The following is a 25,452-nucleotide window of genomic DNA, read 5'->3' as shown; positions in this document are numbered from 1 at the left end:
GACTCCCGGTGGTAGTGTCTCGGATCGTTCGATCGATAAATCGAACGTGTTCTGTATAACGAACGTGTCGTGCACTATAACGAACAGATGTCGATGACGCAACCCTCCTCCGCCAAAGCGCCGGCAGCCGTGGACGGCCCGCCGGCGGTAGGCAGCGCGCTGCAAGCGCTGCGGCAAAGCCAGCAGTTGTCGCTGGACGACCTGTCGCGCCGCGCCGGTGTCTCCAAGTCTATGCTTTCGCAGATCGAACGGAATCTTGCCAACCCGACGGTAGCGGTGCTGTGGCGGCTGGCAAACGCGTTGGGAGTGAGCCTGACCGATTTCCTGGCGCAGGGGTCGGCCGCGGCGCAGACGCCCGCCATTACCGTGGTGCAGGCGCACGCGGTGCCCGCGCTCAAGAGTCCGGACGCACGCTGCGAGCTGCGCATCCTCGGGCCGATCGACCTGGCGGGACGTTTCGAATGGTATGAGCTGACGATCCAGCCAGGCGGGGTGCTGGCGTCCGAGCCGCACGAGGCGGGCACTCAGGAGCACCTGTCGGTACTTGGCGGCTCGATGATCGTGCGGTCGGCAGGCGACGAGAAAAAGCTGAAGCATGGCGAGACCGCGCGCTACGGCGCGGACGTGTCCCATGCGATTGCCAATCCGGGCAAGAGTGTGGCGACGGCGCTACTGGTCGTCGTGCATCCGGGTTGAGGCCGGGCTGGCCTCGCCCGTCACATCTCGTCGATCGCGGTTGAAGCCGTGACCACGCCAGCATCCTTTTCGAGCGAGAAGCGGTCGCGCGTGGTCACGTAGAAGCTGGCGCCAAAACGTCCCACGGGGAAGTAATCCTGAAGCCGCACGCGCCAGCGCTCCGTGTCGATCAGCCCGTCGCGCGCATGCAACCGCAGCACGCGGCCGATGAAGATCTGCCGGCTTTCCGTCTCCAGTGTTTCCCAAAGCTTGCACTCGAACGCCACGGGCGCCTCGGCAATGCGCGGCGGCGCCACGTCGGTGCACGGTGCCGCCATCAGGCCGACGTGTCCCAGCTCACTGACGTGCGGCGGCAGGCGCTCACCGCAGCGGTGCATCTTCTCCGCCATTGCCTCGTCGCTCAGGTGCACCACGAACTCGCCGGTGCGCACGATGTTGGCCGCCGTGTCCTTGAGCGCGCCATCGCCCAGGCGGTTCACGCTGATCATCACGATAGGCGGCTCCTCGCCCAGCATGTTGAACATCGAGAACGGTGCGGCGTTGGCGGTGCCATCCGGACCGAGCGTGGTCACCAGCGCAATCGGGCGCGGCACGATCAGGCTGGCCATGAGCTTGTAGCGCTGATATTCCGTGATCGCGCCAAAATCGATTTCCATTGATACTCCTTGGGTGTTCGGGCGTCAGCGCTGCGGCAGCCCGAGCATTTGCGCCAGGCTCTTCTCGCCCTGCATACGCGACGTTTCGATCCGTTGCTCCAGCTCGCGCAGATGCGCTTCCATGAGCGCCACGGCACCGGCGGCATCGCGCGCCTCGATGCGGGCCACGATCGCCGCATGCTCATCGTGCTCGCACGGCGCATGGCCCGGCGGCTCGTACAGGCCGACGATCAGCGAGCAGCGGGACACCAGCTCGGTCAGATAGCGCTGCAACACCGGATTGCGGGCCAGCGCCGCGATGCGCAAATGAAAGCCGCTGGCGAGGCGCGCCCAGGAAGGCTGGTCGAAGCGGTGCATCGCATCGTGCTCATCAGCGAGCTGCCGGCGTAGATCGCGCAGGTCCTCCTTGGTCACGCGCTCCACGGCCAGCCCCACCAGCACACGTTCCATCGCGCGACGGGCCTCGAAAATCTGGCTGGTTTCCTCGGGCGTCGGCTCGGCGATTACCGCGCCCTTGTTGGGACGCAGCGCCACGATGCCGTCATGCGCCAGCTTCTCCAGCACCCGCCGCACGACCGCTCGGCCCACGCCGAACAGGTTGCACAGCTCCGGTTCCGGCAGCTTGGTACCCGGCGTCAAACGATGATTGAGCACGCCGTCGAAGATGGCCTGGTAGATGCGCGCATCGGCATCGGCAGGCTCCAGCAACTCGGCTTTTTCGTCCGGCACGGCGGGGGCATTCCTTGCAGCTTTGGTGGACATGACGTCGGTCAGGGAAACAATGGTCATGATGTTAGCGCGAAGCCGCCACGGCGGTTTCCGCTGGAAAATGCGCATCCATCGCATCACAGATGGCGCCCGGCGTGGTCACCCACACGTCGCCATGAGACCGGCGCGCGGCGATATGCGCGAGCGCGCGGCGCAGATGACGCAGGCGATATGGCTGGCCCACCAGATACGGATGCAGCGCAATCCCCATCACCAGCGGCTGCGGATGTTGCGCGTGATTGGCCTGTAGCAGCATCTCGTCGAACTGGTCGATGATCATGTCTGCAAATGCAGCGCCGTCGAGCTGGCGCGCGATGATCATCGGGATGTCGTTGAGCTCCTGCGGATACGGGATCGACCAGAGCGCGCCACCGTTGCGGGTCTGCATGCGGATGGGCCGGTCGTCGTGCGCCCAGTTCAGCGTGTAGCGGTACCCGGCCTCGGCCAACAGGTCTGGCGTGAGCAACGTTTCGGAGATCCACGGCGACAGCCAGCCGCCCGGCGCACGGCCAGAATGGTCCTGAATCCGGTCGCGGCAGTGGGCAATCAGGGCACGTTCCCCGGCTTCGTCGAATTCGCTCTGGCGATGCGCATTGGTATGGCCGTGACCAATCAGTTCGTCGCCACGCGCCAGACAGGCATCTAGCACCTCGGGGCAGTGATCGTAGACCGCTGTGTTCAGGATGACCCCGGTCGCCATTTCAAGCTGGTCGAACAGTTCCAGGCAGCGCCATACCCCCACGCGGTTGCCGTACTCGCGCCAGCTGTAGTTCAGCACATCAGGCTGCGGCGACACCGGTCCAAGGTTCGCGCCCAGGCCCTCGCCAAATGCAAAGTGCTCGATATTGAAGCCGAGGTAGACGGCCAGCCGCGCACCGTTGGGCCAGCGGAAGCCGTCGGCATCGGTAATCGGCCGATACGGAAAGCGGCCGTGATGGCGCAACGGTCCGAACGTCGGCGCCGCGGCCTGCGCGGCGGCCATCGGATTCGGGTTGAAGGTCATGAGCGATTGCCTTTCTTCTGGTTGGTGCATCCGCCCGGGGCATCAGGCACTGCAATCGGGCCTGATGCCCCGTTTCAGATCGTATGCATGGATGTCGACCAATCGTTCGCAATAGTCGTACCAGATCGTCTACGTATTGAAATACCGGCTGTAGCGGAATGTCTGGTGGATTCGTCAACGCCGTGGCACGGCTCTTGCGAGCAGTGCCGCCGACACCCACCCATCCGGAGATCCGCCATGTTTCGTCCCCAACGCCGTGCACTGATCGCTGCCGCAGCGGCTGCCTGCGTAATGACCGCCCTGCCCGCGCACGCCGCCGACACCATCAAGATCGGTTTGATCACGGCGCTGTCGGGCCAGTCCGCCCGTGCCGGCGAGTCCCTGACGCGCGGCATGACGATTGCCATCGACGAGATCAACGCCAAGGGCGGCCTGCTTGGTGGCCGCAAGCTCGAACTGGTGCGCCGCGACGATGAAGGCAACCCGGCCAAGGGCGTGCTGGCCGCGCGCGAGCTGATCTACAAGGAAAAGGTCGCCGTGCTGTTTGGCGGACTGGACACCCCCGTATCGATGGCCATCGTGCCCATTGCCAATCAGGAGAAGGTGCCCTTCATGGGGCCGTGGGCTGCCGGCACGCCGATCACTCACAACGGCGCGAATCCGAACTTCGCGTTCCGCGTATCGGCAGTTGACGAGGTCGTGGACAAGGCGATGCTGCAGTACGCGCAGAAGGCTTTCAACGCCAGCAAGCCGGGCCTGATCCTGGTGAACAACCCGTGGGGCGAATCGAACGAGAAAGGCATCGTGGCGGCAATGGCGGCCAAGGGCGGCAAGCCGGTGGGCGTCGAGAAGTTCGAGGCCAACGACGTGGATGTGGTGCCCCAGCTCGGCCGCCTGAAGGCCGCCGGCGCCGATGTGCTGCTGATGGTGGGCAACGTCGGGCCGTCCGCGCAAGTGGTGAAGTCGCTCGATCGCATGGGCTGGAAGGTGCCGGTGGTTTCGCACTGGGGGCCGGCTGGCGGCCGCTTCACTGAACTGGCCGGACCGAACGCGAAGAACGTGCATTTCGTGCAGACCTACAGCTTCTTTGGCACGCCGACGCCGGTCAGCACGCGCGTCATCAGCGACCTCAAGGCGAAATACAGCGACGTGAAGGGTCCGGACGACATCACCCCGGCCGTCGGTGTGGCCAACGCCTACGACGCCACCCAACTGGCCGCGCTGGCCATTGCGCAGGCCGGCAGCACCAAGGGTGACGCGGTACGTGAAGGCTTTTACAAGATCGACCGCTACGAAGGGCTGATCAAGACCTACGTGAAGCCGTTCTCGCCGCAACAGCACGACGCGCTGAGCGAGAACGACTACGTCTGGGCTCAGTTCATCGACAACCGGATCGTGCCGGTCAAGAAGTAAGCGGCGCCAGGCCGATTGTTGTTTCACCCCTCGCCCGCTCACGGGACAGGGGTGAAAACCGAAAAGAAGGAATCACCATGTTATGGATATCCGCCCTCATCAGCGGGCTTGGCCTGGGCAGCATGTACGGGCTGATGGCGCTGGGGTTTCACATCACCTACGCCGTGTCGGCCACCGTCAATTTCGCGCAGGGCAGTTCGATGATGCTGGGCGCCGTGCTCACGTACACGTTTGCCCAGACACTCGGCTGGCCCATGCCGCTCGCCATCGTGCTGGCACTGGCGCTGTGCGCGCTCTACGGCCTGGCGGTCGAGTTCCTGGCCGTACGCCCGTTCGCCAGCCGTGGCTCGAATGCCTGGCTGATGGCCACCGTGGCGCTGGGCATCGTGCTCGATAACGTGGTGATGCTCTGGTTCGGCACCGAGCCGCGCAGCCTGCCCTCGCCGCTGGCCGCGCAGTCGGTGCAGCTCGGCAGTTCGGGCGTGGGGGTCTACCCCCTGCAACTCGTGATTCCGGTCGTGGGGCTGGCGCTTGCGGGCGTGCTCCACTTCGTCCTGCGCAAATCGCGCTGGGGCGTGGCCATGCTCGCGGTGGTACAGAACCGCGACGCCGCGCGGCTGATGGGCATTCCGATTCGCCGCACCATTGCCGGCGCTTTCGCGCTGTCCACGCTGCTCGCCGGTATCGCTGGCGTCCTGATTGCGCCGCTGTTCAATGTGCAGGCCGACATGGGCACCGTTTTCGGCCTCAAGGCATTTGCCGTGGCCATCCTGGGCGGCCTGTCCAGCGCTTGGGGCGTGATGGTGGCCGGCCTGATTTTCGGCCTCGTTGAAGCGCTGGTCACCGCCTCGCTCGGTTCCAGCTACACGCAGATCATCACCTTTGCACTGGTGATCGCACTGCTGGCACTGCGCCCGGATGGGCTGTTCGGTCGTTCGGAGGTACGCAAGGTATGAGCAAGTCCATGACGACTTCCGTTTCCCCCGCCTTGCCCGGCGTAGCACCCAATGCACCGGCCCCGGTGCTGGGCCTCGGCACACCGTTGCAGATCCTGGCCATGCTGGCCGCACTCGTGGCGGCCGCGGCGCTGACGCTAACGCTCAATGGGTATTTCGTGTTTGTCATCGCTGGCGTGGCCATGCTGGCGATCTGCGGCGTGGGCCTGAACCTGTTGCTCGGGCTGACCGGTCAGGTCTCGTTCGGCCACGTGGGCTTCTATGCGATCGGCGCCTACAGCGTAGCCATCCTGACCGGGCAGGCCGGGTGGAGCTTCTGGGCCGCGTGGCCTGTCGGCGCGCTGATTGCCGCCGTACTTGGTGCCTTGCTGGCATTGCCCGCCCTGCGTGTGAAAGGTCCGGGACTGGCGATGGTGACCATCGCGTTCGGCTTCATCGTCGAACATGGCGCGGTGGAATGGCGTGCGCTGACCGGCGGCCAGAATGGGCTGATGGGTATTGCGCAGCCATCCCTGCCCGGCGTGGAAGGCGGCGAGCGCGCGCTGGCGCTGATCGCGATTGCCGTGCTGGGGGTGGCGCTGGCCGCGTATGCGCGCATCGCGCGCGGCAGCTGGGGTGCCGCCATGCGCGCCGTGCGCGACAGCGAAACGGCGGCCGCCTCGATCGGCGTGAATCCGCTAGTGGTCAAGACCGTGGGCTTTGCGTTCTCGGCCGCACTGGCCGGCCTGGCTGGCGGCCTGTTCGCGCCCCTGCAAGGCATGGTGACGCCGGGGATGTTCTCGTTCCTGCAGTCGATCCTGTTCGTGCTCGTGGTGATGATCGGCGGCGCCGGTACCGTGGCCGGCCCGGTGGCCGGTGCCGTGATCGTCGGCCTGCTGCCGGAAATTCTGTCGAGCCTGGAAAACCTGCGCCTGCTCTGCTTTGGTGTCCTGCTGCTGGTCGTGCTGTGGGTAGCGCCCAGCGGCATCGTCGGCGTGGTCACGGCCGCGTTCCGTCGCCTGCATCCGCGCGCATCGGTAAGCCATGACGCCGTGCCCGGTGCCACGCTGCCATCGCGCGAGGCCGCCCAGCGCCGTGGCCTGTCCGCGTTGGGGCTGTCGATGGTTTTCGGCGGCGTACGCGCCGTGGACGACCTGTCGTTCGAATTGCCGCCGGGCCAGGTCACTAGCCTGATCGGCCCCAACGGTGCGGGCAAGTCGACGGTGCTCAATATGCTGTCCGGCTACTACCGTCCGCGTTCGGGCGGACGCATGCTCGGCACCGACGCACTGCCTGCGCATGGCGCCTGCCATAGCGCACGCCACGGCATCGCGCGGACGTACCAGACCACGCAGCTATTCACCGGCATGAGCGCCGCCGACAACGTGGCCATCGCGCTCACGCGCGGCAAGCTCGGCACGCTGCTCGGCATTGCCGGATTCACCGCGCCTGCGGTACGCAACGAAGCCCGCGCGCTGCTGGCTGCCTGCGGCTATACCGGCAACCCCGACACCAGCGCGGCGGACCTTGCCCACGTGGACCGCCGTCTGGTGGAGATCGCACGCGCACTGGCCACGCGGCCTGCCGTGCTGCTGCTGGATGAACCGGCGGCGGGCCTCTCGCGCGAAGACAAGGCCATGCTGGGCCGGTTGCTGCGCCGGATTGCGGATAGCGGCATCGCCGTCGGCCTGGTCGAGCACGATATGTCGCTGGTGATGGAGGTATCCGACAGCATCGTCGTCATCGACGCCGGCCAGCATCTGGCGCGCGGCACGCCGGATGCGGTTCGCGCCGATCCCGCCGTGCGGCGCGCCTATCTCGGCGAGACATCGAACGCCCCGACGCGGCAACGCACCCGGGCCATCGGCGATGCCATGCTGCCGGAAGTGCTTGGCGTGAGCGCGCTGCGCGCTGGCTATGGCGCGGCACCGGTGCTGCACGACGTCGACCTTCAGGTGCGCGAAGGCGAGATGGTGGCGCTGCTGGGCGCAAACGGCGCGGGCAAGTCCACGCTGATGCGCACGCTGTCTGGCCTGCATCGCCCGGTGCAAGGCGGCATCACGTTCGACGGCACCGACCTGGCACGGCTGGACGCGGCAAAGATCGCCGAGATGGGCGTGGTGCTGGTGCCTGAAGGCCGGCAGGTGTTTCCGGAGCTTTCGGTGCTCGACAATCTGCGTCTGGGCGCATTTCCGTCGGGCCGCATTTCGCGCGGCGAGATCACCAGGCGCATCGAAACCATGTTCGCGCGCTGGCCCCGGCTGCGCGAACGGCAGCATCAGCGTGCCGGCCTGCTATCCGGCGGCGAGCAACAGATGCTGGCCGTGGCGCGCGGCCTGATGTCGAATCCGAGCGTACTGCTGCTCGATGAGCCGTCACTCGGCCTGGCGCCGAAGGTCATCGACGAACTGCTCGCATCGCTCGACAAGCTGCGCGAGGCATCGATCGCGATTCTGCTCGTGGACCAGATGGCCGCCCTGGCACTCTCGCTGGCCGACCGCGCCTACGTGCTGGAAGAAGGCCGCGTCGTGGCCAGCGGCGATGCCGAATCGCTGGCCCAGGACCCCGCGCTGGTCCAGGCCTATCTGGGAGGACAGCACGCATGAACGGGCTGGCCACCTCCAGAGCGGGCATGGTCACAAGCCCGCACCAGCTGGCGAGTGAAGCGGGCCTGGAGATCCTGCGCGACGGCGGCAACGCCATCGAAGCCGCTATCGCCATCGGGGCCACGCTGGCCGTCACCTATCCGCACTTCACCGGACTGGGCGGCGACGCATTCTGGATCGTCAGCGACCGGAGCGGCAATGCGCGCGCGTTATCGGGCATCGGACAGGCGGCATCGACGCTGCCCGACTATGGCGACGCCATTCCCACGCGCGGCGCGGCATCGGCATTGACGTCCGCCGCAACGGTGGACACCTGGGACCGCGCTTTCGCCATCAGCCGCGATCAATGGGGCGGCAAGCTGCCGTGGAACCGCCTGCTTCAGCGCGCCATTGCATTGGCCCATGAGGGATTCGACGTCACGCCATCGCAGCGCTTCTGGCAAACGTTCCGTCAGCCCGAGCTAGGGCAATGGCCGGGATTTGCCGAAGTATTCATGCCGGACGGGCGCATGCCGGAACCGGGCGACCGCTTGCGCCAACCGGCGCTGGCGCGCAGCCTGGAACGCATCGCGCAATTCGGCGCGCGCGAGTTCTATGAAGGCGAGCTGGCCGAACGCATCATCGCGGGACTGCAAGCGGCCGGTTCGCCGTTGAGGATGCAAGACCTGGCACGTACCGCCGCGCGCGACGAAGCACCCGTGCGCGTGCCCTACCGTGGCGGCGAGCTGCTGAGCCTGGCGCCGCCCACGCAGGGCGTGACCACGCTTCAGATCATGGGCATCCTGGACCGGTTCGACATCGCGAGCATTCCGGAAGGCAGCGCGGACTACTATCACCTGCTGGTGGAGGCCGTGAAACAGGCGTTTATCGAGCGCAACCGCCATGTGGCCGACCCGGAGTTCGCAACGGTTCCGGTCGAGGCGATGCTGGCGCCGGAGCGGCTGTCGGCCCTTGCCGCGCATATCGATATGCGACACGCGCTGCCGTGGCCCCACGTCTACCAGCATGGCGACACGGTCTATCTGAGCGCGGTGGATGGCGAAGGCCGCTGCGTCAGCGTGTTGCAGACGGTCTACTTCGATTGGGGCAGCGGCGTGGTGGCCGGCGATACCGGCATCCTCTGGCACAACCGCGGCGCCGCATTCAGCACCGATCCCACCCATCACAATGCAATTCGGCCAGGCAAACGGCCGTTCCATACCCTGAACCCTGGAATGTATCTGCATGGAGGCAAGCCGCGCCTGATGTATGGCACGCAAGGCGCCGACGGCCAGCCGCAGACGCTGGCCGCCGTGCTGACGCGGCTCATCGACTACCGCATGGACCCGCTTCAGGCGCTATCGCGGCCACGGTTCCTTCTGGGCCGCACTTTCTCCGATGCGCGCGACAGCCTCAAGATCGAGGCCGATGTTGGAGACGATGTGATCGCCACGCTGTCGACCCGCGGCCACGAAGTCAGCGTGATCGACGCACAAAGTCCGTTGGCGGGCCATCCAGGCGCGATTGCGTTGTACGACAACGGAACTTGCGCAGGAGCGCACGACCCGCGCAGCGATGGCATCGCCATAGGGCTGCCAGGGGCATAGCCCATGCGGCGATGAACGTGAGGCATCATGCGGGAATGCGGCGAAGCCCTGCATGACGTGCGGATGAAACCCCTGCACTATGTAGCGGTTTTGTATCGGGCAGGAACCCGTGCAGGGGATGCCCGTCCAATGCAATGACTGTCGACTGGCCATCACGATGCAATGCAGCGTGCAAGCGCCGGCGCGATGGTCCACAATTCCGCCGGAGGGTCGCACCGCTGCATTCGGTTCACGCGCCCCCCATGTCCCCCAGCAATCGCTCCCCTCTCGCCAAGGAGAACACTGTGCTGAGTCCACATGAACTTGCCACGCTGATGCTGATCGGCAATGGTCCCCATACCCGCGACGATACGTCGAGCATCGCCGCACGCGAAATCGATCCGATCGATCTCGATGCATTGATCACCAAGGAACTGGTGATTCTGGAATCCGGACAGGGCAAACGCGCCTGCCCGCAGATCACCGCTCACGGCCGGTCGATGCTGGCCGCCGTAGGCCGCCTGAGCTAGCGCCCCTGGCGCCAGGGTCGGTTTCCGGCCCTTCCCACCTTTTTTCGACTTGTAAGGCTTGTGACTATCGGGCGACGGCCGCCGTCTTCATTGCGGCAGCCGGTGCCTGGTAACCGTCGGTCAGCGTCTTCAGGAACGCGATCACATCGCGCATTTCGCCTTCGGTCATCAGGGGCTTGTCGCCGGGCTTGCCGCCGAACGGCGCTTCCATATTGATATTTGCGTGGTACTGCTCGGGCAGGTCGTCGAACTTCCGCACCCTGCCGTCCTTGCCGCGCGGATACCACTTCTGCGGTTTCACGTCGCGCTCGGCATAGAAGTGCAGCACTTCGTCGAGCGAATGGAAGACGCCGTTGTGAAAGAAGGCCTGGCGCACGGCCACGTTGCGCAATGAGGGCGTACGGAACAGGCCGCAGTAGTCGGCGCGGTCCTTGAGGTCGGTGCGATCGGGGCCGCACAGGCCCATGTCGAAGAACGCCGGATCGGTATTGCCTGCCAGCTTGCGGTTACGGGGCGCACCCACCGCAATGAATCCGAAATCCGAGAAGGCCGGGAACGCGCCCTCGCGGATGTCGCCCGGATGGCATGCGGCGCAGTTGCCCTTGTTCGGATCGTTGAATACTCGCAGCCCGCGCAGTTCCTGCGCGCTCAATTTCGCCTGGCCACGGAGCACGGCATCGTACTTGCTCGTATAGGGGTAGAACTCCGCCGGCGTCTGCTGGAACACCTCCAGCGCCATCAGCACCGCGCTGAACGCGGTGTCCTCGTCGTCGAGCACATCCTGGCCCAGCACCTTGCGGAAGGTGTCCGCGTACGGCCCCTTGCGGATTTTCTCGACCACCACGCGCGGCTCGCCGTTCGCCATTTCATGCGCGGACAGTAGCGGAATGCGCGCCTGTTCGTGCGCGGAACCGGCGCGGCCGTCCCAGTTGTGTCCCCCGGCTGGCCCCTGATCTTCGGCGTCGTTGCCGTCGTTCTCGTGGTAGTGGTCGGTGTAGGCGGGCACGTTCTGCACGTAGCGCAGAGACGGCGCCGCCCGCACGCCGGTACGTGTCATGTCCGCGCCGCCCAGTTGCACGGACAGGTTGTTCGGCGGCCCGTAGGCATGCTCGGGACTATGGCAGGTGGCGCAGGACTGCTTGCCTGACGCCGATAGCGCCGGATCGAAAAACAGGGCCTTGCCCAGCGCGTTGAGTTGCGCAATGTCCGGATGGCGCTCGGCCATCATCGCGTAGAACGGCTTGGGACCGGCGGCCTTCGGTGCGCTGGCCGTCATCGCCTGCGGCGCGCTGGCCAAGGCCGGCGCCTTCGCCTCCTGCTTGCCGCATCCCGCCATCAGGCTTGCCAGCAGCGTGATCAGCAGAGCGCCGGCAACGCGCAACCAGGTGAAGAGCGACGGGAACGCGGCGTTCCACAACAGCGGCGGCAGACTCATGTCGAAGCGATGACAGCGGGATGACGATCGAATGGCGCCACAGGCTATGCCGCATTTGTGACAGCAACGTGTCGATTCATCGAGCCGACATTCCGGCCAGCCCGCATCCGATGTATCGGCACGTCAGGTGCGGCATCATCAATCTGACACATGTCCGGCTCAAACTCGCGGCGCACCCAGCAGTACCCACGGTTTTATCGAAGCACCGCAGTTCCCACACATAACAAAGAGGAAAGCTATGAGCCGTTACACCCGCCTGTGGCCGCTGGCCGCATTGGCCGCCGCATGCCTGTCCGCCTGTGGCGGCAGCGACTCCGGCAACGCCACCCCCGCCGCCACCACGTCCGGCGTTGTGACCGGCAGCTATTTTGAGAACGCCAAGGTCTGTATCGACGCCAACAACAACGCCAAGTGCGACAGCGGCGAAGCCTCGGCCGTGACCGACGCCAAGGGCGCCTTCACCGTGACGGGCCAGGGTCCGATCGTGGCGGAGATCGATACGAACGCATTCCGGAATGACGACGCAGGCGGCCATGCAGCCGTCACGCGCAAGCTGGTATTCCGCGCACCGGCCAACGCGAACGCCGTGGTCAGCGCGATTTCCACCGAACTGGCCGCCTTGATGGATGCCAACGGCGGCAACCTCGACACCGCGCGCGCGCAACTGGCCGACCGTCTGGGCGTGGCAGCGGACAAGCTGCTGGAAGACCATAACAAGGAAACGGACAGCAAGATCAAGGCCGCGCTGCAAGGCGAGATCGAACAGGCCATCGAGCTGATTGCCAATGCCGTGGCGGCAGGCGGCGATATCGGCGCCGCCATCAAGGCCGGTGTTGCCCAGCGCCTGGCGCTGAACAACATCAGGAACGTGGTGGTGATCTACGCGGAAAACCGCGGCTTCGATAACCTCTACGGCCTGTTCCCGAATGCCAACGGTATTCCGGGTGTGAACTCCAGCGCCGTCGGCACCGTGGAACCGCAGAAGGACTTCGACAACTCGGCGCTGGCAACGCTGCCGCCGACCTGGGGTGGTTTCACCGCCGCCGGCCAAGCCGTGACGCTGCCCGAGGCCAATACCGTCGGCTGGGCCAACAAGCCGTTCCGTATCGACGATCCGTCCGGCGTCAACGGCACGGGTGTGGTTGTGGACCAGACCGTCGTCACGCGCGACCTGGTGCACAAGTTCTACCAGAACCAGATGCAGATCAACGGCGGCAAGAACGACAAGTTCTCCGCGTTCTCCGACGCCGGCGGCATCACGATGGGCTACTACGACGGTAGCAAGATGGGGATGTGGCAAATGGCCAAGGACTTTGTGCTGGCCGACAACTTCTTCATGGGCGCGTTCGGTGGCTCGTTCCTGAACCACCAGTACCTGGTCTGCGCCTGCGTGCCGCAGTACCCGAACGCCGACAAGTCGGTGGCATCGGGTTCGATCGCCGCCGTGGCCGCCGACGGCAAGAGCCTGGCGCTGAAGGACACCAGCCCGACCAGCATCATGACCGGCCGCGCCGCGTATGTGAACGACGGCGCGATTACGCCGAAGGACAGTACCGGCATGTTCTACGCCGTGAACACGATGCAGCCGGCCTATCAGCCGAGCGGCAACGCACCGGCTTCGACGGACGCCACCAAGCTGCTGGCCGATCCGAACCTGGCCAGCACGCTGCCGCCGCAAACCCAGGATACGATCGCCACGTACCTCGACAAGCGCGGCATCGACTGGGCCTGGTACGCGGGCGCATGGAAGACGGTTTCGGCTGATCGCACCAAGATCTACAACAACACGGTGCCGAACTTCCAGGCCCACCATCAGCCGTTCAACTTCTTCTCGGCGTTCAGCCCGGTGGATCACGCCGACTACCGCACGGCACACCTGAAGGACTTCGACAGCCAGTTCTACGTGGATGCCGCCGCGGGCAAGCTGCCGCCCGTCTCGTTCTACAAGCCGCAAGGCAACCTGAACCAGCACGCCGGCTATGCCAACGTGACTGACGGCGACGCCCACATCGTCGACGTGATCAAGCATCTGCAGGCCAGCCCGCAGTACAAGAACATGCTGATCGTGGTGACGTACGACGAAAACGGCGGCTTCTATGACCACGCACCGGTGCCCTCGGCCGACCGTTGGGGTCCGGGCACGCGTATTCCGGCGATCATCGTCTCGCCGTTCGCCAAGAAGGGCTTCGTCGACCATACGCAATACGACACCGCCTCGATCCTGCGCTTCATCACGCACCGCTTTGCCCTGCCGACGCTGCCGGGCCTGAAGCTGCGTGACGATTCGCTGGTCGCCAACGGCAAGCAGGCGATGGGCGACCTGACCAACGCGCTGACTTTCCCGGCGCAGTAAAACTGTTGCCACTGTGGCTGCGCCCTCTCCCTGGGCGCGGCGGGCAGGCGAAGCAAACGAAATGGGGCGGCCTCGCAAGGGGCTGCCCCATTTTCCGGTTCAGCCTGGGCGTGCGTCGGTGGATCGCCGACAGGCAGGCGGCGGCGAACTGACTATAGTCTTGTGAGTGCCTCCCGTGGGCCATGTGCTGCCCCGCCTTACAAGCAAAGGAGCCTGTTATCGCCGCCTGGCAATCGGACATCCCCGCCCGGCTCGACCGCCTGCCGTGGTCACGCTGGCACTGGCGCGTGGCCATCGCACTGGGCGTCGCCTGGGTGCTCGACGGCCTGGAGGTCACACTGGTCGGATCGGTTGGCGCCGTCCTGGAGCGCCCCGACACGCTTGGCCTCAGTGCCACCCAGGTGGGCTGGACCGGCTCGCTATATATATTGGGGGCCGTGATCGGCGCGCTGGTTTTCGGCCGGCTGGCGGACCGGCTTGGCCGCAAACGGCTGTTTCTTGCCACGCTGGCCGTCTACATGGCGGCCACGCTGGCCACGGCGTTCTCACCAAACTTCGCTTTCTTCGCGCTGTGCCGCTTCCTGACCGGGCTGGGCATCGGCGGCGAATACGCGGCCATCAATTCGGCCATCGATGAACTGATTCCGGCGCGGGTGCGGGGCCGCGTGAACCTGGCCATCAACGGCAGCTTCTGGCTTGGGGCGGCGCTGGGTGCCGGGCTGAGCCTGGTCCTGCTGGACCCGCGCGTGTTCGGCCCGGTCTGGGGCTGGCGTGTCTGCTTTGCGCTTGGCGCGGTGCTGGCCGTGGCCATCGTCCTGGTTCGCCGGCATGTGCCAGAAAGCCCTCGATGGCTCACCACGCATGGCCGGCATGAGGAAGCGGCGCGCGTCATCGCCACGATCGAGGCGGAAATCGCGGTGCGGCACGGCGCGTTGCCTGCCGCCGACGCCGCCGCCGTGGTCTCCTACGCCGGCAAACCCATCCCTGAACTGCGGGAAATCGTGCGAGTCCTGGTGCATCGCTACCGCTCGCGCAGTGTCGTGACCTTTGCCTTGATGGTTGCGCAGGCGTTCTTCTACAACGCCATCTTCTTCACCTATTCGCTGGTGCTGACGAAGTTCCAGGGGGTGCCGGAAGAGCGCGTGGCGCTCTATATCTTTCCCTTCGCGCTGGGCAATGCCCTGGGGCCGCTGGTACTGGGCCCGTTGTTCGACCGCATTGGCCGCCGCAGGATGATCGCGCTGACCTATGTCCTGTCAGGCATCGGTCTGGCCGCGACGGGCTGGGCATTCATGGAAGGCTGGCTCGACGCGCGTGCCCAGGCGCTGTGCTGGTCGGCGGTGTTCTTCCTGGCGTCGGCCGCGGCCAGCTCGGCATATCTGACCGCCAGCGAGGTGTTTCCGCTCGAAATGCGCGCCCTGGCGATCTCGGTGTTCTACGCCGTTGGCACTGGCACGGGCGGCTTCATCGCGCCCGTGCTGTTCGGATATCTGATCGAAACGGGCAGCCGGGGGGCGGTGGCAATCGGGTACGGCATTGGCGCGGCGCTAGTAGTCGTGGCGGGCCTGATGGCCTTGCGCTTCGGTGTCGATGCGGAACGGCGATCGCTGGAAGATATCGCTCCGCCACTCGGCGTTGAGCGGGACTGAGTGCTCAGCCTTGAAGATTATTATGTTTTTCAATAAATACTCAATGAGTGCTATGCTATTTCATACATTCCATTCGCTAGTACGCCCATGCCAGCCCTACACCTCCAGCTCCGCGCCCTTCGCAAACGGCGAGGCTTTACCCTGGAAGACATCGGGCGCGTCATTGGCATGGCGGCGTCCAATCTCTCCATCGCCTTGAGTGGAAAGCAGGATGTGCGCGCTTCGACGCTCAACGCGATTGCCGCCGCGCTGGACGCCGATTGGGTCCTCGTCCCCAGGGAACACATGGACGAAGTCCGGCAACTGCTGACCGGCAAGGCCGCTGGCCCTGACCGCACCGCGCCCACTTCCGTCGACCTCCTGCTCGGAGACGAGTCATGAGCGACGAACTCCGGCCCCGCTATCTCTCGGTACACCTGCACGGCGAACTTTGCGGCTATCTGTGCGAAGCGGGCCGTACCACGCGCTTTGTGCCCGGCGAGCAGTTTCGCGGCGATCCCGGCCGGCCGACGCTTAGTCTTTCGCTAACCGTGCCCGGCAACGAGCCGCTGACGGCCACCATCCTGTCGAATCCGTTTCATCCCGCGCTATACAACACCGGCGGCGAGCTGCCGCCCTACTTCGCCGGACTGCTGCCGGAGGGGGAACTGCGCAAACGGCTGGAAGCCACGCGCCATCATCCGGACGACCGCGACGACTTCGGCGTGCTAGCCGCCGCGGGCGAAGACCTGCCCGGCGCACTGACCATCCGGCCGGCCAACCTCGATGCGCTGCCCGACTATGTCCGCACCGTGGGCGTCACGGGAGGCGCCGACAATCTCGAAATCGCCGTGGTCGAAGGCGCGACGGAGGGCGCCGCATCGGTATCGGGCGTGCAGAACAAGCTGGCGCTATCCACCGCGCACACGGGAAAACGCTACACGATGCCCACTCACGGGCGCCTGTCCGACCTGATCGCCAAGCTGCCCGCACGCAACGACGACAGTCAGATCTTCAACGAATATGTGTCGATGCAGCTCGCACAGGCGGCCGGCGTGGCAGTGGCGGTCTGCAAGCCACAGCCGCTGGCGGCCATCGACGTGCCGGGCCTGGCCGACGCGCTGGGCGCGGAGTTGTGCTTCCTGGCAGTCGACCGTTTCGATCGCGAACCCGGCGGCCGCGTCCACGCCGAAGACGGGTGCCAGATCCTGACCCGCATGCCCGCACGCAAATACGCGGGCAACGATGCCTATGTGGCCATCGTGCGCCTGCTGGAACGATTGAGCGTGCGCGGTATCGAGGATGTACGGCAGTTCTTTATGCGCCAGGCCGTCCATACTCTGCTGGGCAATAGCGACGCCCACCTCAAGAACTTCTCGTTCCTGTACCGCAACGGCACGATGCCGGAGCTTTCACCGGCGTACGACATCGTCAGCGTGACCGCGTTGCCCGGTTTCTCCGCGTTCGGCCAGAACGTGGCCATCGATGCCCTGCAGCGCCAGCAGACCCTGGAGACCTATCGGGATTTCGCAAGGGAAGCACGAATCGCCGAGCGGATCGCCTTGGCTGCGGTAAAGGATGCGGTGACAATGGCGCGCGAACTGTGGCCCGCACTGCTCGATACCCTGCCCACACCGCCGGCGATGAAAACCGTCGTCCTGGAACGGCTGCAATCGCTACCGCTGGCAAGGCTGGCAAAACGCTAGCCGCTCGCGCGGCAACTCGCCTCGCATTTTGAGACACGTCCCATTTTTTTCTGCTTGACCCCAACCGAGAATGATTGGGTCAGGCGCGGCACTCGCGTCTGACCCAACTATCCCAACTATCGAAGGGGTCAAACAATGATGCACAGAGCAGAAACAAGCGATGTCGGGGCTGGGGCTGACGGCTATCGGGGTGGCGTCGTGCAGGCGCTAACGCCCGATTCCGGGCAAGCACATTCGATCATGGATCTGAAGGGCTGCCTGGCCGGCCGCAGACCGCCGCCGAATGTGTCGGACATCCAGCAAGCGGTGGCGGAGGCAAAGGCATACGGGACGAACGCAGACACCGATCCAGCAATCTCCCTGGGGCTACCACCGATCGGCCCCGGCAAGACGCACTCGATCATGGATTTGAAGGGCTGCCTGGCGGGTCGCCGGTCTGGCCCGCCACTGACCGATGAAGAGATGGAAAAAACCATCGATGCGGACATCTGGGCGCGTTACCTGCGGAGCTTCGCATGATCGGCATCGATACCAATATCCTCGTCAGGTTCCTTACCCGGGACGATCCCGTTCTGACTGTCAAAGCCGATGCGTTGATGGCATCGCTGTCACGCAGCGCGCGGGGCTATGTTGCCACGGCAGTCGTTGTGGAACTGATTCGGGTCGTGCGAAGAAACCACGGTGCCACACGTGCAGAAACAGCACAGATCGTCGAGAAACTGATCGCTAGCGACGAACTTGTCGTCGAGTCACGTGGGAATGTGGAATCGGCGCTGCAGCTACTTCGCACATCGTCCGGTGAGTTTCCCGACTGTCTGATTCTGCGCGCCTGTCAGAACGCGGGCTGCCACCCGACTGTCACCTTTGACCGTCAGGCCGCCCGCTCCATCGGCATGAAGCTCGCCCTCTGAAGCGGGTCTTCCGTGCAGTTGGCCCCAGCGTCAGCTCAATCCGTCCAGCACCATATGCTGCCCATGAATCGCATCGGCCGCGTCGGACGCCAGAAAGGCTACCGCGCGTGCCGCTGCGCCGGTCGACACCCATTGCGTTGGGTCGGCGGCCGGCATGGCGGTGCGATTGGCGGGCGTATCGAGGATGCTCGGCGCAATACTGTTGACGTTGATGCCGGAACCCCTCACCTCGCGCGACAGGCTTTCCACCAACCGCTGCAGCGCGCTCTTGGATGCGGTATAGGCGCCCATCGCTGCCGCGCCACTGGCGGCGCCCCGCGCGGAAACGGCCACCACCTTGCCGCGCCGCTGGAACACCATCGCAGGAATGAAATGACCGGAGACGGCCACGAACGACCACGCGTTCAGGTCCATCATGCGCATCCAGGACTCCCGGCTCAGTGCATGCGTTGGCTCGCCCATTTCGAAACCACCCGCGACGTGAACCAGCACGTCGACCGTGCCAAATGCGTCGAGGATGGCTGCCGCCACGGGCGCCATCGCCGCATCCGATGTCACGTCGGCCGCATGCAGCAGCGTGCCGCCGTGGTCCGGTTCCGGGTGTGCGAACACGCTCTGGAGGTGCTGCAGGTTATGGTCGATCAATGCCAGCCTGGCCCCTTCCGCGGCGAAGCGGCTGGCCACGGCTCGGCCCAGGGCGCCGGCCGCTCCTGTGATCACGACATGACGACGGGGTGCCTTCGCTTCCATGATGGACTCCGGAAAAGAGGTCCTTCAACCATAGTGCCTCGGGTCGGACTCCGCCAGCGGCTACGGCGGCGCCAACTGTACAGCACGCGGCACCGGCATCTGTGCATGGCTCGATGGCCGATGTTGGTGCATGATGCCGCACCGCCCGTCAACGGGTTCACCGCGCCAGGATCAGGAATTGCCCCTTACCCGCATCAAGCAGAGCGATACCCTGCTTGCCATCACCGCCCTGGTCGGGTCGATGGCGTCCCTGTGCATCGGGACGTCGTTTGCAAAAAGCCTGTTCGGTGCCGTTGGCGCGCAGGGTACGGTGGCACTGCGCGTAGGCTTTGCCGCGCTGATCCTGATCGCAGTATGGCGGCCCTGGCGGTTCAAGCTGTCGGGCGCGCATGCCCGGTCCATCGCGCTATACGGTGCGGCCCTGGGTGCGACGAACCTGCTGTTCTATATGTCGCTGCGCACGATCCCGCTGGGCCTGGCGATTGCGATCGAATTCACCGGTCCGCTGACCGTGGCGGTGCTGTCGTCGCGCCGCGCCATCGACTTCCTATGGATTGCCTGCGCTGTCGCCGGGCTGATACTGCTGCTGCCGCTTGGCGAAGCCGCGACGCATCTGGACCCGGTGGGAATTGGCTTTGCGCTCGCGGCCGGGGTGGGCTGGGCGCTGTATATCGTGTTCGGCCAGATGGCCGGCAGTGCGCATGGGGGCCAGGCCACATCACTGGGCATGACCACGGCGGCGCTGGTGGCCCTGCCGTTCGGGCTGGCGCATGCCGGCACCGAAATCTTCAGTCCGAGTCTGTTGCTGTCCGGCCTTGCGGTGGGACTGATGTCGAGCGCGATTCCGTATTCGCTGGAAATGGTGGCGCTAAAGCGGCTGCCACGACGGACCTTTGGCATTCTGCTGAGCCTGGAACCGGCGATGGGAGCGCTGGCCGGTCTGGCCTTCCTGCACGAGCAACTCACGCTGATTCAATGGGTTGCCATCGCCGCCATCATCACGGCATCCATCGGCTGTACCGCAACGTCGCGGGGCAAAAGCTAAGTTTCAGTTCTCCGCAAACCAGTCGCGCGGCAGCCAGTGCCCGGCACCCGGTTTGCTGGCTTGCTGGTGAACGGCCTCACCCAATGACAGGGTGACTTCATGCAGATAGCTGTCCTCGGGATTGCGGCGCGTAGCAAATCCGCAATCGCGCATGATGGCCAGCATGCGGCGGTTTTCGCTTAGGACATCGCCGCGCATACCTCGCAGTTGCCCGGCGCGCGCCACCTGCTGCAGTCGCTGGATCAGCCTGCGGCCAAGTCCTTGTCCTTGCCAATCATCGGCCACCACGACAGCCAGTTCCGCGATGTCGTCCGCGTTCACCACGTACTCGGCATTGGCTACGATGGCTTCCTCGCCAGCCTCGGTGCGCGCGGTCACGACCACGGCCACGTCGCGTCCCGGGCGATGCTCGACAAAACCCTGGATGATCTCGTCCGCAACGCGGCCGCCGGTCAGGAACCGGTAGTAGCGGCTCTCGCGCGACAGGCTGTCGACAAACGCTCGCAACCCGTCACGGTCCCCGGAATGGGCAAGGCGCACGGTCACTTGCCTGCCGCCTCGCGCCGTCCAGCGCTCTTCGTCGATCCGGGCCTCAGCCCTGGTACTACCTGCCGCCCCACTCATGCCCCACCCCTGACTTCACTTTGTGTAGGCAGAACTATAGTTGATACCCTGACTTTTGCAAATGAAGTTAGAGTGCTATGCTCAAACCATGAATACGCCACCGCCGCCGATCACTCCCGCAGACTTCGCGCAATGCTCGATTGCCGCGACGCTTTCGTTGATCGGCGAAAAGTGGACGATTCTCATCTTGAGGGACGTTTTTTCAGGCGTCAGTCGCTTCGACGATTTTGTCGAGCGTCTGCAATGCTCTCCCGCTGTGCTGTCTGCACGGCTCAAGACGCTGACCGAAGCCGGACTGCTGCGTAAGGTCAGCTACAAGGAGCCTGGCGAGCGCGAGCGTTCTGCCTACCGCCCCACGCGCGCGGCGGTGGAGTTGCTACCGGTGATCATCGGCCTGATGCAATGGGGCGACGCGCATATGAAACCTGACGGCGTAGGGCCGGCCGAGATCCGCTCCAAGCTCAGCGGACTTCGGGTGCGTTCGGCCCTGGTTGATGAGGCCGGCCAGCTGGTTTCCCCCTCCGACATGCAGCTCATTTCCCTACTGCCGACGGCCGACGGCACGGTCTGAACGCCGCGCCTCGACGCACCTCTGCGCACCGCTGCCGGACATTGCACTGCACCATAGCCGTGCGAGCGCCCAAGTCTGGCGCTGCACCATGATGCATAAACATGCACATATCGGCACTTTATTGCCGATCTCCCTGGGCAAAAGCTTCGAAAACGGTACCTGACGGGGCTGGCACACCGCTTGCGATATAGAGAGCGGGCCGGTCAACGGCGATCCGCCCACCCCACACAGCACGGTTGCTATCCGTAGGTAGCAGTCGTCAGGACAACGGCGTCCCCAGAACTGGCCCATCAGCGCCAGGCTCTCGGGACGCCATTTGTTTTTGGAGCCCAAGGATGAACGGCAAAGCCACCCGGATCGACCTGCTGAGTCTCAAGACCCCGCAGATGCGCGCCTTCCACCTGACCTGGATGGCATTCTTCGTCTGCTTTTTCGCGTGGTTTGCGTGCGCGCCGCTGATGCCGGTGCTGAAAGGCGAATTCGGGCTGACCCCGGGCCAGATTGCCAATATCAATATCGCCGCCGTGGCGGTCACCATCATCGTGCGCCTGATCATCGGCCCGATGTGCGACCGCTTTGGTCCGCGCAAGACCTATACGGGCCTGCTGGCCGTTGGCGCCATCCCCGTGATCGGCGTGGCGTTTGCCCAGAACTACGAAACGTTCCTGTTCTTCCGCCTGCTGATTGGTGCGGTCGGCGCCAGCTTCGTCATCACGCAGTACCACACCTCGGTGATGTTCGCGCCGAACGTGGTGGGCACGGCCAATGCAGCCTCCGCTGGCTGGGGCAACGCCGGCGGCGGTGCCGCGCAAGGCGCGATGCCGCTGCTGCTGGCCGCCGTGCTGTTCCTGGGCGTCGACCATGCAATGGGATGGCGTGTGGCGCTGATCGTGCCCGGCGTGCTGATGCTGATCATGGCCGTCGTCTACTGGCGCTTCACGCAGGACTGCCCGGAAGGCAACTTCTCCGACCTGCGCGCCCGCGGTATCGCCGTTAGCGGCGGCAAGGGCGGCGGCGGCTGGGCCAGCTTCCGCGCTGCCAGCGCCAACTACCGCGTCTGGATGCTGTTCATTACGTATGGCGCGTGCTTCGGCGTGGAGATCTTCATCCACAACGTGGCCGCCACCTACTACGTGGACCGCTTCGGCCTGTCGCTGTCCGCCGCCGGCATGGCCGCCGCAAGCTTTGGCCTGCTGGCCCTGTTTGCCCGCGCGCTGGGCGGCTACCTGTCGGACCGCGTTGCCCGTCATCGCGGCCTCGATGCGCGCTCGATCGTGCTGTTCGTTTTCATCCTCGGCGAAGGCCTGGGCCTGCTGGCATTCGCCCACGCATCGGGCGTTGTCACGGCGGTGGCCGCGATGCTGATGTTCGGCCTGTTCACCCACATGGCCTGCGGCGCCACCTACGCGCTGGTGCCGTTCATCGATCGCAAGGCGCTGGGCGGTGTGGCCGGGATCATCGGCGCTGGCGGCAACGTCGGTGCCGTGGCCGCCGGCTTTCTGATGAAGGGCCTGGGCGATCTGCAGCAGACGCTGACGTACCTCGGTGTGGCCGCGACGCTGGCCGCACTGTGCGCCATCGCCGTGCGCTTCAGCGCCGAGCACAAGGCTCGCGAACAGGCTCTCTACGACAGCGCCCTCGCAAACTGAACCACACAGCCCCCACAAAAGACACTCCGGACAAGGAAAGCATCATGAAGATCATCATCGTCGGGCACGGCATGGTCGGCCACAAGTTCCTGGAATGCCTGGCAGAGGCCGGCGCGCAGGACCTCGAAGTGACGGTGCTCTGCGAGGAACCGCGCCCCGCTTACGATCGCGTTCACCTGTCTGAATTCTTCGCCGGCAAATCGGCCGAAGACCTGTCGCTGGTGCCCGAAGGCTTCTTCGATCAGCACAACAACATGCTGCTGCGCCTGAACGCCAAGGCCGCGGCCATCGACACCGCCGCGAAGACCGTGACCACGTCCACCGGCGAGACGCTGGCCTACGACAAGCTCGTGCTGGCCACCGGTTCGTATCCGTTCGTACCGCCCCTGCCCGGCAAGGACCGCAAGGACACGTTCGTCTACCGCACCATCGAAGACCTCGAGGCCATGCTCGAGTGCGGCCAGCGCGCCCGGTCCGGCGTGGTGATCGGTGGCGGCCTGCTCGGCCTGGAATGCGCAAAGGCGCTGCGCGACATGGGCCTGGACACCCACGTGGTGGAGTTTGCCCCGCGTCTGATGGCTGTGCAGGTCGACGATGGCGGCGGCCGCATGCTGCGCCAGAAGATCCAGGAACTCGGTGTGACGGCCCATACCGGCAAGAACACGGTGGAGATCGTCGATGGCGTCGACGGTACGCACCGCATGAACTTTGCCGATGGCTCGCACCTGGACACCGACATGATCGTGTTCTCGGCCGGCATCCGCCCGCGCGACGAACTGGCGCGCGAAAGCGGCCTCACCGTTGGTCCGCGCGGCGGCATCACGATCGACAACAACTGCCTGACCTCAGACCCGCACGTCTACGCCATCGGCGAATGCGCGCTGTGGGACGGCAAGATCTACGGCCTGGTCGCCCCCGGCTACGACATGGCCCGCGTGGCTGCCCGCCACCTGCGCGGCGAGGCCGCGGAGTTTGCCGGCGCCGACATGAGCACCAAGCTCAAGCTGATGGGCGTGGACGTGGCCAGCATCGGCGACCCGCATGGCAATGTGCCGGGCAGCCGGTCGTATCAGTTCACCGACGAGCGCAAGCAGGTCTACAAGAAGCTCGTGGTGTCCGATTGCGGCAAGTACCTGCTCGGCGGTGTGCTCGTCGGCGATGCCGCCGAGTACGGCACGCTGCTGCAGATGATGCTGAATCGCATCGAGCTGCCCGAATCGCCGGAATTCCTGATCCTGCCGTCATCCGATGGCCAGGCCAAGCCGGCACTCGGCGCCGACGCGCTGCCCGACACCGCCCAGATCTGCTCGTGCAACAACGTCAGCAAGGGCCAGATCTGCGGCGCCGTGACCGACGGTGCCACCAGCATCGGCGCACTGAAAACGTGCACCAAGGCCGGCACGGCCTGCGGCGGCTGCGTGCCGCTGGTCACGCAGATCATGAAGGCCGAGATGAAGAAGCAAGGCATGGCCGTGAACAACCATGTCTGCGAGCACTTTCCGTATTCGCGCCAGGAGCTGTACCACCTGGTGCGCGTGGGCAAGTTCAAGACGTTTGACGATCTGCTGGCCGCCCACGGCAAAGGTCTGGGTTGCGATATCTGCAAGCCCACCGTCGGCAGCATCCTGGCATCGTGCTGGAACGAGTTCGTGCTCAAGGAAGAACACGCCAGCCTGCAGGATTCGAACGACTACTTCCTGGCCAATATCCAGAAGGACGGCACCTACTCCGTGGTACCGCGCATGCCGGGCGGCGAAGTCACGCCTGACGGCCTGATCGCCGTGGGCCAGGTGGCCAAGAAGTACGGTCTTTACACCAAGATCACCGGTGGCGCGCGCGTCGACATGTTCGGTGCCCGCCTGGAAGAACTGCCGCTGATCTGGGAAGAACTGGTCGCGGCCGGCTTCGAATCGGGCCACGCCTATGGCAAGTCACTGCGCACGGTGAAGTCGTGTGTCGGTTCCACCTGGTGCCGTTATGGCGTGGATGACTCGGTGGGTCTGGCCATCGACATCGAGAACCGCTACAAGGGCCTGCGCGCCCCGCACAAGATCAAGTTCGGCGTGTCCGGCTGCACGCGCGAATGCGCGGAGGCACAGGGCAAGGACGTGGGCATCATCGCCACCGAAAAAGGCTGGAACCTCTACGTCTGCGGCAACGGCGGCATGAAGCCGCGCCACGCCGAGCTGCTGGCGGGAGACCTGGACCGCGAAACGCTGATCCGCTACGTCGACCGCTTCCTGATGTTCTATGTGCGCACGGCAGACCGCCTGCAACGCACCAGCACGTGGCGCGACAATCTCGAAGGCGGCCTGGACTACCTGAAGTCCGTGGTCATCGACGACAAGCTCGGCATCGGCGCCGAACTGGAAGCCAACATGCAGCACGTGGTGGACACCTACGAAGACGAGTGGAAGAAGGCCATCACCGACCCGGAGACGCGCAAGCGCTTCCGCCACTTCGTCAACAGCGACCTGCGCGACGACAACCTGGTCTTCCTTGAAGAACGCGGACAGATCCGCCCGGCCACGCCGGAGGAACGAAACTTGCAGCGTTCCCGCCTGAACCACATTCCCGTGGTCGCCGTGCCCGCAAAAGCAGCCTGAAT

At 65.2% G+C, this 25,452-nt stretch carries 22 protein-coding genes; 16 read left to right on the top strand and 6 right to left on the bottom strand.

The window, feature by feature from the left end:
- The first annotated feature begins 93 nt into the window (after nucleotides 1-93).
- Entirely contained in the window at nucleotides 94-696 is a 603-nt protein-coding gene (locus AC3FLX_RS29780) for a helix-turn-helix domain-containing protein (protein WP_488700936.1), read from the top strand.
- Nucleotides 697-716: 20 nt separating this feature from the next.
- Here the strand turns inward: AC3FLX_RS29780 and AC3FLX_RS29775 are convergent, their stop codons facing one another.
- Genes AC3FLX_RS29775 through AC3FLX_RS29765 form a run of 3 tightly spaced genes read right to left on the bottom strand, consistent with a single transcriptional unit; the run spans nucleotide 717 to nucleotide 3,123 of the window.
- Nucleotides 717-1,352 carry a flavin reductase family protein gene (locus AC3FLX_RS29775; protein ID WP_488700935.1) on the bottom strand — a complete coding sequence of 212 codons (636 nt, stop codon included), beginning with the start codon at nucleotides 1,350-1,352 and terminating at the stop codon, nucleotides 717-719.
- 24 nt (nucleotides 1,353-1,376) lie between these two features.
- On the bottom strand, nucleotides 1,377-2,114 hold the full coding sequence (locus AC3FLX_RS29770; protein WP_488700966.1) for a GntR family transcriptional regulator: 738 nt from the start codon (nucleotides 2,112-2,114) through the stop codon (nucleotides 1,377-1,379).
- Nucleotides 2,115-2,145: 31 nt separating this feature from the next.
- Nucleotides 2,146-3,123 (bottom strand): polysaccharide deacetylase family protein, encoded by a 978-nt coding sequence (locus AC3FLX_RS29765; protein WP_488700934.1) that lies wholly within the window; start codon nucleotides 3,121-3,123, stop codon nucleotides 2,146-2,148.
- A 237-nt stretch (nucleotides 3,124-3,360) separates the two neighbouring features.
- Between AC3FLX_RS29765 and AC3FLX_RS29760 the strand changes: the two genes are divergently transcribed.
- The 5 genes from AC3FLX_RS29760 (at nucleotide 3,361) to AC3FLX_RS29740 (ending at nucleotide 10,172) form a co-directional block, all read left to right on the top strand.
- Nucleotides 3,361-4,536: an ABC transporter substrate-binding protein gene (locus tag AC3FLX_RS29760; protein ID WP_488700933.1), complete on the top strand. Its 1,176-nt coding sequence runs from the start codon at nucleotides 3,361-3,363 to the stop codon at nucleotides 4,534-4,536.
- A gap of 77 nt (nucleotides 4,537-4,613) precedes the next feature.
- The gene (locus AC3FLX_RS29755) at nucleotides 4,614-5,492 is read left to right on the top strand and encodes a branched-chain amino acid ABC transporter permease (protein WP_488700932.1); all 879 of its coding nucleotides are present in this window, start codon (nucleotides 4,614-4,616) and stop codon (nucleotides 5,490-5,492) included.
- A gap of 8 nt (nucleotides 5,493-5,500) precedes the next feature.
- Nucleotides 5,501-8,077 (top strand): branched-chain amino acid ABC transporter ATP-binding protein/permease, encoded by a 2,577-nt coding sequence (locus tag AC3FLX_RS29750; protein WP_488700931.1) that lies wholly within the window; start codon nucleotides 5,501-5,503, stop codon nucleotides 8,075-8,077.
- Nucleotides 8,074-9,663 carry a gamma-glutamyltransferase gene (gene ggt, locus AC3FLX_RS29745; protein ID WP_488700930.1) on the top strand — a complete coding sequence of 530 codons (1,590 nt, stop codon included), beginning with the start codon at nucleotides 8,074-8,076 and terminating at the stop codon, nucleotides 9,661-9,663. The genes AC3FLX_RS29750 and ggt overlap by 4 nt, the downstream gene beginning before the upstream one ends.
- 284 nt (nucleotides 9,664-9,947) lie before the next feature.
- Nucleotides 9,948-10,172 carry a hypothetical protein gene (locus AC3FLX_RS29740; protein ID WP_488700929.1) on the top strand — a complete coding sequence of 75 codons (225 nt, stop codon included), beginning with the start codon at nucleotides 9,948-9,950 and terminating at the stop codon, nucleotides 10,170-10,172.
- Nucleotides 10,173-10,236: 64 nt separating this feature from the next.
- Here AC3FLX_RS29740 and AC3FLX_RS29735 read toward each other — a convergent pair whose 3' ends face one another.
- Nucleotides 10,237-11,607, bottom strand: coding sequence for a cytochrome-c peroxidase (locus AC3FLX_RS29735; RefSeq protein ID WP_488700928.1), 1,371 nt, complete (start codon nucleotides 11,605-11,607; stop codon nucleotides 10,237-10,239).
- A 238-nt stretch (nucleotides 11,608-11,845) separates the two neighbouring features.
- Between AC3FLX_RS29735 and acpA the strand changes: the two genes are divergently transcribed.
- From acpA to AC3FLX_RS29705, 6 genes are all read left to right on the top strand, one after another.
- Complete coding sequence (gene acpA, locus AC3FLX_RS29730) at nucleotides 11,846-13,960, top strand: acid phosphatase (protein WP_488700927.1); 2,115 nt, start codon at nucleotides 11,846-11,848, stop codon at nucleotides 13,958-13,960.
- 182 nt (nucleotides 13,961-14,142) lie between these two features.
- Nucleotides 14,143-15,609: an MFS transporter gene (locus AC3FLX_RS29725; RefSeq protein ID WP_488700926.1), complete on the top strand. Its 1,467-nt coding sequence runs from the start codon at nucleotides 14,143-14,145 to the stop codon at nucleotides 15,607-15,609.
- Between the two features lie 87 nt (nucleotides 15,610-15,696).
- Nucleotides 15,697-15,990: a helix-turn-helix domain-containing protein gene (locus AC3FLX_RS29720; protein ID WP_488700925.1), complete on the top strand. Its 294-nt coding sequence runs from the start codon at nucleotides 15,697-15,699 to the stop codon at nucleotides 15,988-15,990.
- A complete protein-coding gene (locus AC3FLX_RS29715; protein ID WP_488700924.1) occupies nucleotides 15,987-17,294 on the top strand; it encodes a type II toxin-antitoxin system HipA family toxin in 1,308 nt (435 codons plus the stop codon). Before AC3FLX_RS29720 ends, AC3FLX_RS29715 begins: the two co-directional genes overlap by 4 nt.
- Nucleotides 17,295-17,534: 240 nt before the next feature.
- Nucleotides 17,535-17,813, top strand: coding sequence for a hypothetical protein (locus tag AC3FLX_RS29710; protein WP_488700923.1), 279 nt, complete (start codon nucleotides 17,535-17,537; stop codon nucleotides 17,811-17,813).
- Nucleotides 17,810-18,205 (top strand): type II toxin-antitoxin system VapC family toxin, encoded by a 396-nt coding sequence (locus AC3FLX_RS29705; RefSeq protein WP_488700922.1) that lies wholly within the window; start codon nucleotides 17,810-17,812, stop codon nucleotides 18,203-18,205. The genes AC3FLX_RS29710 and AC3FLX_RS29705 overlap by 4 nt, the downstream gene beginning before the upstream one ends.
- A 30-nt stretch (nucleotides 18,206-18,235) precedes the next feature.
- On the opposite strand, the gene AC3FLX_RS29700 is transcribed toward AC3FLX_RS29705, so the two are convergent.
- Entirely contained in the window at nucleotides 18,236-18,955 is a 720-nt protein-coding gene (locus AC3FLX_RS29700; RefSeq protein WP_488700921.1) for an SDR family NAD(P)-dependent oxidoreductase, read from the bottom strand.
- A 178-nt stretch (nucleotides 18,956-19,133) separates the two neighbouring features.
- Here AC3FLX_RS29700 and AC3FLX_RS29695 point away from each other — a divergent pair, with 178 nt between their 5' ends.
- On the top strand, nucleotides 19,134-20,000 hold the full coding sequence (locus AC3FLX_RS29695) for an EamA family transporter (protein ID WP_488700920.1): 867 nt from the start codon (nucleotides 19,134-19,136) through the stop codon (nucleotides 19,998-20,000).
- Nucleotides 20,001-20,003: 3 nt separating this feature from the next.
- Here the strand turns inward: AC3FLX_RS29695 and AC3FLX_RS29690 are convergent, their stop codons facing one another.
- The gene (locus AC3FLX_RS29690) at nucleotides 20,004-20,624 is read right to left on the bottom strand and encodes a GNAT family N-acetyltransferase (protein ID WP_488700919.1); all 621 of its coding nucleotides are present in this window, start codon (nucleotides 20,622-20,624) and stop codon (nucleotides 20,004-20,006) included.
- Nucleotides 20,625-20,712: 88 nt separating this feature from the next.
- On the opposite strand from AC3FLX_RS29690, the gene AC3FLX_RS29685 reads away from it, so the two are divergent.
- The 3 genes from AC3FLX_RS29685 (at nucleotide 20,713) to nirB (ending at nucleotide 25,450) form a co-directional block, all read left to right on the top strand.
- On the top strand, nucleotides 20,713-21,195 hold the full coding sequence (locus AC3FLX_RS29685) for a winged helix-turn-helix transcriptional regulator (protein WP_488700918.1): 483 nt from the start codon (nucleotides 20,713-20,715) through the stop codon (nucleotides 21,193-21,195).
- Nucleotides 21,196-21,530: 335 nt separating this feature from the next.
- On the top strand, nucleotides 21,531-22,844 hold the full coding sequence (locus AC3FLX_RS29680) for an MFS transporter (protein WP_488700917.1): 1,314 nt from the start codon (nucleotides 21,531-21,533) through the stop codon (nucleotides 22,842-22,844).
- A gap of 44 nt (nucleotides 22,845-22,888) precedes the next feature.
- A complete protein-coding gene (nirB, locus tag AC3FLX_RS29675) occupies nucleotides 22,889-25,450 on the top strand; it encodes a nitrite reductase large subunit NirB (RefSeq protein ID WP_488700916.1) in 2,562 nt (853 codons plus the stop codon).
- Nucleotides 25,451-25,452: the final 2 nt, after the last annotated feature.

Source organism: Cupriavidus sp. 291-E7, assembly GCF_057798835.1.
The sequence above is the reverse complement of the archived record's forward strand: the minus strand, read 5'-3'. Positions and strand labels throughout refer to the sequence as shown.

What these genes read in the sequence shown, in the direction of transcription:
- ggt (WP_488700930.1), top strand. Translation starts at nt 8,074, where the DNA reads ATGAACGGGCTGGCCACCTCCAGAGCGGGCATGGTCACAAGCCCGCAC.
- AC3FLX_RS29725 (WP_488700926.1), top strand. Translation starts at nt 14,143, where the DNA reads ATGTGCTGCCCCGCCTTACAAGCAAAGGAGCCTGTTATCGCCGCCTGG.
- AC3FLX_RS29715 (WP_488700924.1), top strand. Translation starts at nt 15,987, where the DNA reads ATGAGCGACGAACTCCGGCCCCGCTATCTCTCGGTACACCTGCACGGC.
- AC3FLX_RS29690 (WP_488700919.1), bottom strand. Translation starts at nt 20,624, where the DNA reads ATGAGTGGGGCGGCAGGTAGTACCAGGGCTGAGGCCCGGATCGACGAA.
- AC3FLX_RS29775 (WP_488700935.1), bottom strand. Translation starts at nt 1,352, where the DNA reads ATGGAAATCGATTTTGGCGCGATCACGGAATATCAGCGCTACAAGCTC.
- nirB (WP_488700916.1), top strand. Translation starts at nt 22,889, where the DNA reads ATGAAGATCATCATCGTCGGGCACGGCATGGTCGGCCACAAGTTCCTG.
- AC3FLX_RS29770 (WP_488700966.1), bottom strand. Translation starts at nt 2,114, where the DNA reads ATGTCCACCAAAGCTGCAAGGAATGCCCCCGCCGTGCCGGACGAAAAA.
- AC3FLX_RS29735 (WP_488700928.1), bottom strand. Translation starts at nt 11,607, where the DNA reads ATGAGTCTGCCGCCGCTGTTGTGGAACGCCGCGTTCCCGTCGCTCTTC.
- AC3FLX_RS29760 (WP_488700933.1), top strand. Translation starts at nt 3,361, where the DNA reads ATGTTTCGTCCCCAACGCCGTGCACTGATCGCTGCCGCAGCGGCTGCC.
- AC3FLX_RS29685 (WP_488700918.1), top strand. Translation starts at nt 20,713, where the DNA reads ATGAATACGCCACCGCCGCCGATCACTCCCGCAGACTTCGCGCAATGC.
- AC3FLX_RS29710 (WP_488700923.1), top strand. Translation starts at nt 17,535, where the DNA reads ATGGATCTGAAGGGCTGCCTGGCCGGCCGCAGACCGCCGCCGAATGTG.
- AC3FLX_RS29750 (WP_488700931.1), top strand. Translation starts at nt 5,501, where the DNA reads ATGACGACTTCCGTTTCCCCCGCCTTGCCCGGCGTAGCACCCAATGCA.
- AC3FLX_RS29705 (WP_488700922.1), top strand. Translation starts at nt 17,810, where the DNA reads ATGATCGGCATCGATACCAATATCCTCGTCAGGTTCCTTACCCGGGAC.
- AC3FLX_RS29755 (WP_488700932.1), top strand. Translation starts at nt 4,614, where the DNA reads ATGTTATGGATATCCGCCCTCATCAGCGGGCTTGGCCTGGGCAGCATG.
- AC3FLX_RS29700 (WP_488700921.1), bottom strand. Translation starts at nt 18,955, where the DNA reads ATGGAAGCGAAGGCACCCCGTCGTCATGTCGTGATCACAGGAGCGGCC.
- AC3FLX_RS29765 (WP_488700934.1), bottom strand. Translation starts at nt 3,123, where the DNA reads ATGACCTTCAACCCGAATCCGATGGCCGCCGCGCAGGCCGCGGCGCCG.
- AC3FLX_RS29780 (WP_488700936.1), top strand. Translation starts at nt 94, where the DNA reads ATGACGCAACCCTCCTCCGCCAAAGCGCCGGCAGCCGTGGACGGCCCG.
- AC3FLX_RS29720 (WP_488700925.1), top strand. Translation starts at nt 15,697, where the DNA reads ATGCCAGCCCTACACCTCCAGCTCCGCGCCCTTCGCAAACGGCGAGGC.
- AC3FLX_RS29680 (WP_488700917.1), top strand. Translation starts at nt 21,531, where the DNA reads ATGAACGGCAAAGCCACCCGGATCGACCTGCTGAGTCTCAAGACCCCG.
- acpA (WP_488700927.1), top strand. Translation starts at nt 11,846, where the DNA reads ATGAGCCGTTACACCCGCCTGTGGCCGCTGGCCGCATTGGCCGCCGCA.